This is a genomic window from Paenibacillus sp. OK060, from assembly GCF_900101205.1.
Lineage (GTDB): Bacteria > Bacillota > Bacilli > Paenibacillales > Paenibacillaceae > Paenibacillus > Paenibacillus marchantiae.
Window position 1 is genome coordinate 61,982 of record NZ_FNFR01000001.1, and the last position, 12,777, is coordinate 74,758.

Annotated in this window: 12 protein-coding genes; 5 read left to right on the forward strand and 7 right to left on the reverse strand. The window is 46.8% G+C overall.

All coding sequences use genetic code 11. The annotated features are described in order from the left end of the window. Nucleotides 1-66: 66 nt before the first annotated feature. Together BLS14_RS00315 and BLS14_RS00320 are read left to right on the forward strand one after the other, a co-directional pair. Nucleotides 67-2,001 (forward strand): ABC-F family ATP-binding cassette domain-containing protein, encoded by a 1,935-nt coding sequence (locus tag BLS14_RS00315; RefSeq protein ID WP_090948934.1) that lies wholly within the window; start codon nt 67-69, stop codon nt 1,999-2,001. Nucleotides 2,002-2,166: 165 nt separating this feature from the next. Beyond that, the gene (locus tag BLS14_RS00320) at nt 2,167-3,105 is read left to right on the forward strand and encodes a hypothetical protein (protein WP_072732300.1); all 939 of its coding nucleotides are present in this window, start codon (nt 2,167-2,169) and stop codon (nt 3,103-3,105) included. Between the two features lie 189 nt (nt 3,106-3,294). Here BLS14_RS00320 and BLS14_RS00325 read toward each other — a convergent pair whose 3' ends face one another. The 5 genes from BLS14_RS00325 to BLS14_RS00345 form a co-directional block, all read right to left on the reverse strand. Next, a complete protein-coding gene (locus BLS14_RS00325; protein ID WP_090948936.1) occupies nt 3,295-4,335 on the reverse strand; it encodes a M42 family metallopeptidase in 1,041 nt (346 codons plus the stop codon). A gap of 117 nt (nt 4,336-4,452) precedes the next feature. Next, complete coding sequence (locus BLS14_RS00330; RefSeq protein WP_090948938.1) at nt 4,453-4,842, reverse strand: LapA family protein; 390 nt, start codon at nt 4,840-4,842, stop codon at nt 4,453-4,455. A gap of 135 nt (nt 4,843-4,977) precedes the next feature. Next, nucleotides 4,978-6,768, reverse strand: coding sequence for an oligoendopeptidase F (gene pepF, locus BLS14_RS00335; RefSeq protein ID WP_090948941.1), 1,791 nt, complete (start codon nt 6,766-6,768; stop codon nt 4,978-4,980). A gap of 200 nt (nt 6,769-6,968) precedes the next feature. Then, the gene (locus tag BLS14_RS00340) at nt 6,969-7,154 is read right to left on the reverse strand and encodes a hypothetical protein (protein WP_024629224.1); all 186 of its coding nucleotides are present in this window, start codon (nt 7,152-7,154) and stop codon (nt 6,969-6,971) included. Nucleotides 7,155-7,157: 3 nt separating this feature from the next. Beyond that, nucleotides 7,158-7,391 (reverse strand): hypothetical protein, encoded by a 234-nt coding sequence (locus tag BLS14_RS00345; protein ID WP_024629225.1) that lies wholly within the window; start codon nt 7,389-7,391, stop codon nt 7,158-7,160. 163 nt (nt 7,392-7,554) lie between these two features. Here BLS14_RS00345 and BLS14_RS00350 point away from each other — a divergent pair, with 163 nt between their 5' ends. Then, a complete protein-coding gene (locus BLS14_RS00350; protein WP_017689394.1) occupies nt 7,555-7,752 on the forward strand; it encodes a cold shock domain-containing protein in 198 nt (65 codons plus the stop codon). A gap of 149 nt (nt 7,753-7,901) precedes the next feature. Here BLS14_RS00350 and BLS14_RS00355 read toward each other — a convergent pair whose 3' ends face one another. Beyond that, nucleotides 7,902-9,071 carry an MFS transporter gene (locus tag BLS14_RS00355; RefSeq protein WP_090948942.1) on the reverse strand — a complete coding sequence of 390 codons (1,170 nt, stop codon included), beginning with the start codon at nt 9,069-9,071 and terminating at the stop codon, nt 7,902-7,904. Nucleotides 9,072-9,107: 36 nt separating this feature from the next. Beyond that, entirely contained in the window at nt 9,108-10,448 is a 1,341-nt protein-coding gene (locus tag BLS14_RS00360; protein ID WP_063564873.1) for a hypothetical protein, read from the reverse strand. Between the two features lie 179 nt (nt 10,449-10,627). Here BLS14_RS00360 and BLS14_RS00365 point away from each other — a divergent pair, with 179 nt between their 5' ends. Continuing rightward, nucleotides 10,628-11,707: a tetraprenyl-beta-curcumene synthase family protein gene (locus BLS14_RS00365; RefSeq protein WP_175381611.1), complete on the forward strand. Its 1,080-nt coding sequence runs from the start codon at nt 10,628-10,630 to the stop codon at nt 11,705-11,707. Nucleotides 11,708-11,761: 54 nt separating this feature from the next. Then, entirely contained in the window at nt 11,762-12,733 is a 972-nt protein-coding gene (gene pfkA / locus BLS14_RS00370) for a 6-phosphofructokinase (RefSeq protein ID WP_053783630.1), read from the forward strand. Nucleotides 12,734-12,777 lie beyond the last annotated feature (44 nt).

Genomic DNA, 12,777 nt, shown 5'->3' on the forward strand with positions numbered 1-12,777 from the left:
AGTTGCATTGCATCTTAAGTGCAGCTTCATATTGAATTTATTTTACAGAGAAGTAGGTTACGACCAATGAACATAATGACGGTAGAGCAAGTTGCGAAAAGCTATGGTGAGAAAATATTGTTTAAAGACGCCTCATTCGGTATGGGCGATCAGGACAAGATTGGTGTCGTTGGTGTCAATGGAACCGGGAAGTCCACATTCTTGCGTGTCATTGCAGGTATGGAGCCAGCGGATGAGGGACAGATCTCGATTGGTAATGACGTGCGTATACAGTTCCTGGCACAGAATCCGCAGTTTAACCCGGATAATACGGTCTTGCAACAAGTATTCGAGGGCGACAGCCCGGAGATGAAAACGGTACGTGAGTATACAGAAACAATGGAGCTACTGGAACTTAATCCTTCCGATCCTGCGCTGCAAGAGCGTTTGCTGCGCTTGAACCAGGAGATGGAGCAGCTTCAGGTCTGGCAGATGGAAAGTGAAGCGAAGAGCATTCTGTCCAAACTGGGCATTCGTCAATTCGATGCGCTGATGGGTACGTTGTCTGGTGGACAGCGCAAACGGGTAGCGCTTGCCTCTGCACTGATTCATCCCTGCGAACTGCTCATTCTGGATGAGCCTACGAACCATATTGATAATGATTCCGTAGTTTGGCTGGAACAGTATTTGCAAAAACGACGCGGCGCCCTGCTCATGATCACGCATGATCGGTATTTCCTGGATCGTGTAGCAAATGTGATGCTGGAGCTGGATCATGGACGTTTATTCCGATATGAGGCCAACTATACTCGCTACCTGGAACTGAAGGCTGAGCGTGAAGAGCGTGAATCCGCATCTGAACAAAAGCGGCAAAATCTGCTGCGTACGGAGCTCGCCTGGATTCGTCGCGGTGCAAAAGCACGGACCACGAAACAAAAAGCGAGAATTGATCGTTTCGAAGAGTTAAAGGATCAACAAGGACCAAATCGGTCAGGCTCTTTGGAGGTATCGGTGGGTTCCACTCGTTTGGGTAAAAAAATACTGGAGATCGAGCATCTGTGCAAATCGGCAGATGGCCGCAAATTGATTGACGATCTGAGTTATATTGCGGTACCTGGTGACCGGGTGGGCATTGTCGGCCCGAACGGAAGTGGAAAGTCAACCTTGCTGCAAATGATTTCAGGCAAGCTTGAACCTGATGCCGGGGAGGTTGTTGTGGGCCCGACGGTTAATCTGGGCTACTTCACTCAGGAGCATCAGGAGATGAATGAATCTCTGCGGGTTATTGAGTACATCAAGGAAGTCGCCGAGAATGTGAAAACGGCCGATGGATCTCTTATTACAGCAGCTCAGATGCTGGAACGTTTCCTCTTCACCCCTGCGTCACAGTGGACACCAATCTCCCGTCTGTCAGGCGGAGAAAAGCGCCGTCTATACCTGCTGCGTGTACTGATGGCTGCACCGAATGTTCTGCTACTGGATGAGCCGACGAACGACCTGGACATTCAGACACTCGCTGTACTCGAAGATTACCTGGATGATTTCCCGGGTGTTGTATTTGTCGTATCCCATGACCGGTACTTCCTGGATCGGACGGTGGATAAAGTACTGTCTTTTGAAGGTGGTGGTGCTGTGCGTGTACATGTCGGGGACTATAGTGAATATGCAGAATGGATGCTGAAAAATGCCCCTGGATCTTCTCAGGAAAGTGCGACGGGAACAGCAGCTAAAGTGAAACCGGCTACGGTGGAAAGTAAACCTGCTGCCTCGGCGGCGAAACCTAAGCTGAAGTTCAGCTTCAAGGAACAGCGTGAATATGACCAGATTGATGAGAATATCGAGAAGGCTGAAGCCAATCTCGCCCGAATTAATAAAGAGATGGAAGAATCTTTCAGCGATTCAGCTCGTCTGCAGGAGTTAATGGCAGAGCAGGCGGAGGCGGAGCGTCATTTGGATGAACTGATGGAACGCTGGACCGTTCTGAATGAGCTTGCGGAACAGATTGAAAACAGCAAGTCTTAAAGTATATTTTATTGAATCGTCCTCTCTTCAAAAGCGACTTGCAGTTGTCTTTTGGGGGAGGGCGATTTTTTTGAATTGATGTAAATGAATTTATATGAAACGTTAACCATATTCAAACCGTTTATTAAATAAAGAATTCCATAGAATGGGGAGAACTCCATATCCATGTACAGAGAACTGAATGAACAATTGGCAGTGATCAAGGAAAAGGGAAGAATGTACGAGAAATGGAATGATCGGCTGGAGAAGCTGAATCAGGAGGAAGCGGAATGGAAAACGAAAGTACAGCAGCGTCTGGAGCACCTACAGAAGGAACAAAACGATGTTGATCGACTCAACAGCATGACTTTATCAGCATTCTTTTATCATTTAATCGGCAAAAAAGAGGATCGACTGGAGAAAGAAGAACTGGAGTTGATGGAAAGTAAGGCAGAGTACGATACAGCAAGCCAGATGTTAACGGATATCCAGGAGCAGCGTTCGCGTGTGCAACAGGAGCTGGACGGACAGCGGCAATATCAATTCTGGCAAAGTGATTACAAGGTGTTATGGGGCAAAAAGGAAAACGATCTGCTGGAGAAAGATGCAGAATTGCAGCAAATGGCTGAGGATCGGGAACATCTCTCAGGAGAGCTTCAGGAGCTGAATGAGGCGGATCGAGAGGGGCAGTATCTGCTCGATGCACTTGAACGCGCTGAAAAGGCTTTGTCCTCTGCGGGAAATTGGGGAGTATACGACATGATGGGTGGGGGTATGATCTCGACTCATATTAAGCGCAGCAGAATGGATGATGCTCAGGTTGCCATTATGGATGCCGGAAGACGTCTTCGCCGATTTCAGAAGGAGCTAGAGGATGTGAAGATGGCTGTAAACACGGAATTACACCTTGGAGGCCTGCTTTCATTCGCAGACTATTTCTTCGATAATCTCTTTGTAGACTGGATGGTTCAAGACAAAATTCGCAAAGCAGAAACACAGGTGAAGGATGGACTGAGTGCAGTGCGAAGCACGATGCGTGTACTGAAGAATCAGATTCGGGAGCACAAGGTGATGTTGGAACTTCTGGAACGTAGGTATTGCGAACATATTGAACGAGCGAATTAAGCCATCTCAAAGAAGAAGGACACTTCCAGCTTGCCTCTAAACGGAGAAGCTGAAGTGTCCTTTTTTATATGATATAGGTGAATTATAGATGATCCATGTCGGCATGCCCAATAAGATCGAGATCACAACTCTGATCATTTATTCAAATGCTGTATTGCCATTCTACTTGTCCATGTGTGTGTTCACAATTTACTTGGTTGTAATATATGCAGCGAGCAGTCTCGCTGTATTCAGGACAGCGTCTTTATGCGTACGTTCCATGGAGTGAGAAGCATGAACGCCCGGACCAATCAACGCAGCGCGAATGTTATTTCCTCCACGTAATGCTGCGCTGCCATCGGAGCCGTATTGTGGATAAATATCAACCACATAATCAAGGTTTGCTTGTTTGGCAAGTTCGATCAGTCGAGTGGTCATATCGTAGTCATATGGTCCGGACGAATCCTTGGCACAGATGGATACATCCGTCTCTTTGCAGCTAAGGTCGTCACCCATTGCGCCCATGTCTACAGCAATCAATTCGCTGATTTCGGCAGGAATATAAGAAGCTCCGTGTCCAACTTCTTCGTAGTTCGAGATAAGTAGCGAAACGTTATGTATTGGTTTCCAGTTTTCTCGATGTGCAGATTCCAGTATACCGAACAAGGCAGCTACGCTGGCTTTATCATCAAGGTGACGCGATTTGATATATCCGCTGGGGGTAATGACCGCACGGGCATCGAAGGAAATAAAGTCCCCTACAGAGATACCCAATGCTAGAACATCTTCCTTGGAAGAGACCACTTCATCAATACGCACTTCCATATGGCTCTCGCTTCGCTCAAACGTGCGTGCATCTGGATAGACGTGTACAGATGGGTGCAGGGAGAGGATGGTGCCTGTATAGGTCTTTCCATCACGTGTGTGGATGTTGCAATACTCATTCTCGATACTGTTCATGGTAAACCCACCGACAGAAGTGAGCTTCAGTGTGCCGTAGGAAGTGATGGAACGCACCATGGCTCCCAATGTATCCACATGTGCGCTCAGTCCGATCGTTCTGGAAGAATCCTGCCCAGGCAATGTGAGCACAGCTCCGCCTTTGTTGTTCAATTCAAAAGCGATATTAAGTGATTCAGCTTCCTTGCGGATCATCTCAATAATATCGTGGGTATAGCCACTAGGGCTGGGAGTATCGAGTAACTTTTTCAGAAAAGATAGGACATAGGATTCGTCAATGGTAAAACTCATATAGAAATTTCCTCCTCGTTAATAAATATGCAGAAAGTTGTTCTAAAAAGAGAATACAGCCTGTCTGGCAGAATGTACAATTCCATTCTCGATAGCCAGCAGGCTGCCTCTGATGTGTTACAGCGTACCCGAAGGATTTCCTTTTCGTTGACTCTGAATGGAATCGGACTCCACAGAAGCGTTGTCCGAATCGGTCGTTCCGAATGTATCCATCGATTTAAACGAATCCAGAGAGGAGGAAGAGCTGCTTGCTGCGGAGCTTTCCAATTCGGATACACGCAGCTTCAATTGCTTGTTCTCGCGTTGCAGTCGATATTGGCGGAAGATGCCATAAGACCCTACAATGATTCCACCGATTAGGGTGCAGCCAAGAATGAGCAGAATCAGCGGGATTTGAACCGTGTTAAATAGCAGGTTGACTTGAATGGAATCCACATTAATGACCGCAAAAATTCCGGTAAGTAATGCAAAAACGAGACCTGCGATGAGTGCCCATTGCATTTTCATGGTGGTGCCTCCTTGTTGAACAATTCAGAACTATGTAAGCAATTACCCTAATTCATGGAGCTTGCATCTTGCTTGATTATAAAATCCCTTGCCCATTTGGGCAAGGGATCAGGTCACATGGACGAGAAAGCAACCTTATTTCGTTAGTTGTTCCATTTGCTCAATCAGTTCCTTGAACACACTCATAGCTTCGCGAATCGGCTCTGGCGTAGACATATCCACTCCTGCTTTTTTCAGGATGTTGATGGAATAGTTACTGCCACCGCTCTTGAGGAATCCAAGATAACGGTCCACGGCAGGTTGGCCTTCTTCCAGAATTTGCTTGGAGAAACTGGTCGCTGCTGAGAAGCCGGTCGCATATTTGTACACGTAGAAGCTGTTATAGAAGTGGGGAATTCGAGCCCATTCCATCTCAATATCTTTGTCCACAACCATGCTGTTTCCATGGTATTTGACGTTAAGGTCATAATAAATTTCCGAAAGCAACTGAGGTGTAAGAGCTTCACCCTGTTCAGCACGCTCGTGAATAATTTTTTCGAATTCTGCAAACATGGTTTGACGGAATACGGTGGTACGGAACTGATCTGCATAATACGTCAGCAAGTACAGCTTTTCCTTCGGATCCGTCGATTTATTGAGCAGATAATCCATCAACAAGGCTTCATTCGTTGTGGATGCAACCTCAGCCAGGAAAATGGTGTACTGTGCATCACGATACGTAAGTGTAGTGTCTGAATAGTGGGAATGTAGTGCGTGGCCCATTTCATGTGCCAATGTAAACATGCTATTCAGGTTATCTTTGTGATTCAACAAGACGTAAGGGTGGGTGCCGTAGGCTCCCCAACTGTATGCGCCTGAACGTTTATTCTCATTTTCGTATACATCAATCCAGCGATCATCATAGCCGGCCTGTAATGCGTCTGCATAATCCTTGCCAAGCGGCTTCAAGCCATCTTTAACCGTTTGTTTTGCTTCCTCGTAGGTAATGTCCATTTTGTATTCATCCACCAATGGGGCGAAAAGGTCATACATATGCAACTTATCTACGCCGAGCAATTTTTTGCGAAGGTCCATATAACGGTGTAACAGCGGAAGGCTCTCATGAATCGTATCCACAAGATTGGTATAGACATCCTTCGGAATGTTGTCGCCGTAAAGGGACATTTCCATGACGGAAGGGTATTTCCGAACATCGGCATAAAACATGTTTTTAGTTACGTTAGCGTTCAGAGCTGCAGCAATGGTGTTCTTTTGCTTAGCATAGGTTTCATACACCGCTTTGAAGGCACGTTCGCGAACTTCCCGATTCGGATTTTCCAAGAACTGAATATAGCTGCCATGAGTCAGTTCCACTTCGTTTCCATGCTCATCCTTGATTTTCGGGAACTTGAGATCTGCGTTGTTCAACATGCTAAAGATGGTCTGTGGTGCCTGGGATAGGTTGCCCACCTGTGCGAGCAATGCTTCCTCGGCTTGGCTCAGTACATGAGCCTTTTCACGTTTCATCTCTTCCAATGTGAACTTATAGGCAGAGAGTTTCTCGTTGGAGATGAGGGCATCCAACTGATCATCCGGAAGGGACAAGATTTCGGGTGTAACATAAGATAGTGCTTCACCAACCTGCACGCTTAACTTTTGTGCTTTTTGGGACAGGTTTTGATATGTAGGGTTAGCTGTGTCTTCATCTTGATGCATCCGTGCATACACAAAGAGGCGTTCGGTTTTGAGACTGATCTCATCTTCGAGTTCAAAACAGCTTTTGAGTGTCTCAGGTTTGTTCAGTTTGCCCTTGAATTCGGAGGCTTTCTTGGTCAAAGACGATACTTCTTCATATTCCTGATCCCAAGCTTTCTGATCGGCAAATAGATCTTCCAGTTTCCATGTTTGTTCAGTAGGTACCTCGGAACGTTTCAATAGTTGACTCATGGGAATCCTCCTTTGATGAAGTGAAGAATATATAGACGAAGCTGCCTTCGTCCCACTCGCTTGTGCGGAGAGAGACGAAGGAATCAGACTAAGTACCAGCAGAATGAACAGCGATTTGCGGTATTTCAACGGCCTTCCTCCTCACTATACGAATAATCCCGTATAGTATGACCTGAGGGGCATTGAAATATTTGAAGAAGCTAGGCTCCCATATTGACCAAAAAGTAAACGATCAGGAAAAATGCGAAACAAATCAGCAGGGTGGCAATCAGAGCCATGCCCCGTCTTAAACGATCCGGGATGGAGTTGCGTCCCAGAATCAGCACGATTCCTAGGGAAAAAGCAAGAATAATAAAGATGACAACATTGCTTGAGTCAAGCTGCATGGGCTAGACCCCTTTGAAGGCAGCCATCAGTTGACGCCATTCGTCCTCGCGGTTCTCAAAATCTTCTTTCGGGAAGCGACGTTCAGCCCAGTGCATCAACGCAGGACGGCTGAGGAATGTATGGCATTCTTCTCCCCATTCTTCCGAGATTTCACGAAGCACCAGATATTTGCCTTGAACTTCTACGGTCATCATATTCCACTTGTCTGTTTTGTATATTTCATGTTTTTTTATCATAGGTAGTCTCCAAACTAACGGTTTTGGTAAAATGATACCGTACCCTTGGATTCAAAGCAAATTTTTTCGACTTTTATGGAAAAGATAAATTGCAATGTAGGAGGTCATACAGTATAATAAGGGTATTCGCCATAGATGGCGATATTTTTAGGAGGTTGTTCATTTGAAAGGTACAGTTAAATGGTTTAACGCAGAAAAAGGCTATGGCTTTATTTCAGTTGAAGGCGGCGAGGACGTATTCGTACATTTCTCCGCAATCCAAGGCGACGGCTTTAAAACATTGGAAGAAGGTCAAGCGGTAGAATTCGAAATTACTGATGGAAACCGTGGTCCTCAAGCAGCTAACGTAAACAAATTGTAAGAATATTTCCGGTTAAACGGATTTCTTATAAATGATTGGCTTCTAGCTGAATATATGAACCCAAGCGCAGTCCCCCCCCATGGGAGGCTGTGCTTTTTTTGATATGTTTTGATATGTTGAGATCCATAAGGGAAATCCTTGTTGGATGCTTATGTGCTTCTAGTCATGCTTGACCAAAGCTTCATGGAAAATCCAACAAGTGCGGCCAGGGAAAACGCCATCGCAGTGAGATAGAAGGTGTTTCTGTTGGTATGCTCCAGCAGCAATCCTCCCAGTGTTCCGCTGAGCAGACCGGAAGCGCTGGACCACACAATGGTGAACAGGGCCATACCAGTGGCGCGATAGCCATCCGGAACAAGGCGGGTAATATAACGGACTGCAGTCACGTAGAAGATGCCAAAGGTCACGCTATGCATCGTCTGAATAGCAACGACTGCCGCAGGTGTATCTGAGATGGACATCAGAAATAAGCGAATCGTATACATCAGTGCAGCGAACGTGAGCAAAGGAAGTTCTTTGTAGCGATTGCCGTATCTGCTTAGCAGCAAAAACACTGGAATCTCACTGACCGAAGAGATCAACAGGGACCAGCCGATCAGCCCTTCACTGGCACCTAGATCTTTCAGCGTAATGGTAAGAAAGGCTTCATTCATCCGGTGACCCAGAGCGAGCAGGAAAACGCAACCGAAAAAGGTGAGGACATCCCTTCGTTTCAAGATGGACCACAGACCCGAAAGATCCATTTTAGTGCTGCTGCCCGAAGGCTGCTCTTTTAATCGAAAACCGATCAGAAGAGTAGTCGCGGCCAGGGCGATACATACCCACATCGTCCAACCCGGTCCGAAAGATCCGAGAAAATATCCAATGCTTAACGCAAAGAACGCATATCCGATCGAGCCAAATACACGAATGGAAGTGAAATTACGTCCATACTTGCTCGCGGTTGTAATCGCCATCGTATCGGAAAGTGGATAAACCGGGTAGTAGAAAAAGTAAAACAGGGCCACCAGTACAAACACCTGACCAAAGGTTGTGGCATTGGCAAGCATGACACCTGTGATCAGTTGCCCGGCAAGCAAGATGATCATCACTTTGCGTACAGTTTTGTAGCGGTCACTGGCCATACTCCAGAACATGTTGGAGAATACGGAGACGAGAGGACCGATTCCGTAGAGGTAACCGATTTCGGCCCGACTGAATCCCAGATGACTGAAGTAAAGCTGGAAATACGATACCACCAGTACAGTGGAACCGAAGATGGTGAACATAAGTGCCCGCAGCCAGTTTTGATCTGGCCGGGCGGTATGACTTGATTTCATGATGAAAGCTCCATTCTTGATTACAGTTCAAATTTATTATCCCTTGAGGGAAGATGATTTCCCGGATGAGGGTACAGACATGGTAGGTTCCTTCTGTGTACGCCGGATGACAAGCCAGACAATGACAAGCTCGGCAAGCAGTCCGAGGGATTGAGCCACTGCACCGATCATGCCGTTCCACGCAGGGAATATACTGACCAGAATGAGCAGGACGATCACCGTACATATGGCATTGGCCGTCTGGGAGCGGAACATCGTTTTGGTCTGTCCGCGCAGCAGAATCAAACCATTGCTGAAGTCGAGAAAAGGTGAAATCAGCGGAAACAGTACAAACGCACGCAGCGTCCACAAACTTTGCTGTAGCAGATTGCCCTGAACGCTCATTACATTTTCCAATACCCACGGTCCAATCGGGGTGTAAGCAATCGATACGGTCATGGCAAAAGGAACAAATCCGGTGACCAGAGCGAACTTCTTCACCAGTTTGGCATCAACAAGATAGAAATTCAGCACGATTTGGTGAATGTATGTAAAAAAGCTTAGCATCAGCTGCATTAGGCTACTCGCAACGGCAAAGGAAGAGATGGCCAGGGCAATCCCGGTCGTTTTGCCAAGTACGATATTAATAACGGGTCCGATAAACAGGGCCACGAAACTGGATAATAACAGCGGCTTGTAAAAGCGAAAGACGTCTGCCTTGTTTTCAACAGGATGATCCTCCAACTTGGCTGGCATCTTGCGTTTGATGCTGTTACCTTCAAGAAAACTGACCAAAGCCTCAATCATCATACCCGCGGCGAAAATGATAGCGCCTACACGTCCACTGTCAATGCTGTCTGTATATATGAAATACAAGGACAGGCCATACATGCCGGCAAGACGGAATAACATGCCGATCGTCAGCCATTTTGTACGGTTATTCGTAATAATGATGCCCTGATAGATATTGCGGATGACCGAAAAGATGCTGACATACATGAGAATCTCGTAGACGTCGATCACTTTGGATAACAGATCCGGGCTTACGCCGAACAGATATTTGAATACACCTGTACCAATGGGAGAATATACGATGAGAAATCCGATCAGAAGTACACAAGCGAGAAATATTTTGGTCACAAACGTGAGGGCCTGAAAGGAAAGGCGATCCCGAACCAGCGCCGAACAGGTTTGACGCAGCAGGGTTGAAGGGCGCTCGGTGAGGGTCAGCAGGCTACCGGCAATGGCGTAGCTGGCAATGACTGTCTCGGGATGAGCGGAACGTGCGAGTGTACTGTTAATGATTACGTGCGAAATGGTAACGAGAGAGGCGGATATGCCAAGCGGCACAAAAAATGCAAATAACCGTCTCCACGAAAGTGGTTCACTTGACGTCATGTCAACGACTCCTTTGATGGATGAAATATGCCTAGTATATCACAAAGCCTTGGAAGCGGATGCGATTTTTTGTGCGGAATATGCGGGAGATCATTTGTACAATTAAGGGGATCATATTATAATAGGATTGGTTAAAAATCGCTCTAATACGTATTCAACCAAGTGGAGGCACATTTATTTTGAGCCAATCAAATCGAAATCGTCATCAATATCCGCGTGGACCGTTGGCATTGATGAGAGGGGTGTACAAATACACCATTCCGGAAACGCGGAAGGAATTGGATGGATGGCGTGCCCAGGCTGAGAAAATTCCGAATGAGGAATTGCGCAATCAGGCACTGGCCAGTCTCAGGGACAAGCAGTTCCACTGTGAAGGCGGGACCGTTTATGCTTTACCTGATTTGCCGAACAGGCACATTCTGATTCCACTGATCGTTTCATATCAGACTATTAGTGATTATTTGGACAATCTGTGTGATCGCAGTACATCGATGGACCCGAATGACTTTCGGCTTCTCCATCAATCAATGCTTGATGCGGTAGATCCCGAAGCAACCCCTGTCAATTATTACGCGCTCCGTGAGGAGCAGGATGATGGTGGATACCTAAGGAATCTGGTGACCTCATGTCAGGAGCTGACCCGTCAGCTGCCAGGCTATGCATCCGCCAAGCCTCAAATTCAGGATCTGGCAGGCCTATACACGGACCTGCAGGTATATAAGCACATCAAGCCGGAACTGAGAGAAACGGCATTGCTGGAATGGTGGTCGGAACATCGTCACCGCACACCTCAGTTCCGTTGGAACGAATTTGCCGCCGCTACCGGCTCTACGCTGGGCGTATTCATGCTGTTTCTGGCTGCGAGTGATGATCAGCTGACAGAAGAGCAGGCGGCTTCGATCCACACTGCCTATTTTCCTCATGTATGCGCATTGCACATTATGCTCGATTATTTAATCGATCAGGATGAAGATCGCATCGGAGGAGATCTCAACTTCTGCAATTATTATGAGAATGTGGAGACAATGCTGGACCGAATTGCTTTTATTGTGGAGATGGCCCGCAGTGATGTGCAGAAGATTCCGGGAAGTTCGTTCCACCGGATGATTATCGAAGGACTGCTTGCCATTTACCTGTCTGATCCCAAAGTCAGCGAACAACAGGAAGTTCGCGTCGTTTCCAAGCGTTTGATGAAGAATAGTCCGATGACAAGAGTATTTTTCTTTATCTTTAGCCGCTGGATTCGTAAGCATATGTAAGTCAGGCGTATTGTGGTGGGAGCCTGAAGTGAAACTAGAGGAGGAAGAAACATCATGACAGCAGTAAAGAAAATCGCAGTTTTAACGAGCGGTGGTGATTCACAAGGGATGAACGCGGCTGTTCGTGCGGTTGTTCGCAGCGGACTGTTTCACGGTCTCGAAGTGTACGGGGTTCAACGTGGATACCAGGGTCTTTTGAATAACGATATTTTCCCAATGGACTTGCGGAGTGTAGGGGATATCATCCAGCGTGGGGGAACGGTTCTGCAATCGGCACGCTGCAAGGAATTCTATACCGCTGAAGGTCAGCAAAAAGGTGCAGACATTCTGCGTGCACGCGGCATTGACGGGCTGGTTGTTATTGGTGGGGACGGTTCATACAACGGCGCCAACAAACTGAGCAAGCTGGGCATCAACACGATGGGTCTTCCGGGAACGATTGATAATGACGTTTCTTTCACCGATTACACGATCGGATTCGATACAGCAGTAAGCGTAGTAGTAGATGCAGTTAACAAATTGCGCGATACCATGTCTTCACACGAACGTTCTTCCATCGTTGAAGTAATGGGTCGTCACTGTGGCGATATCGCTTTACATGCAGGACTCGCATCGGGTGCAGAAACGATTCTTGTACCGGAAGTTCCGTTTGACATGGACGAAGTGGCAGATCGCATGAAAGCCAACTTTGCACATGGCAAACGCCACAGTATCATCATCGTTGCTGAAGGCGTGGGCAAAGGTGAGGATGTAGCAAAAGAACTGATGGAACGCTGCCCAACATATGAGCCACGTGTAACTGTTTTGGGTCACATTCAGCGTGGAGGTACGCCAACTCCGTTTGACCGTAACCTTGCCAGTCGTCTGGGAGATTTCGCTGTTCGCAGTCTGATTGCAGGTGAGACAGACAAAGGTTGCGGTATTATCAAGGGAGAACTGACCCTGACCGATATTGATAAAGTTGTTAATACGAAAAAAGACTTCGATATGGTGACTTACGAGCTTGCACAGCGTTTGTCCCAATAATCCAGTTATCATCAAAAGTTCAAAACAAAAAGAGCACAGTCCCG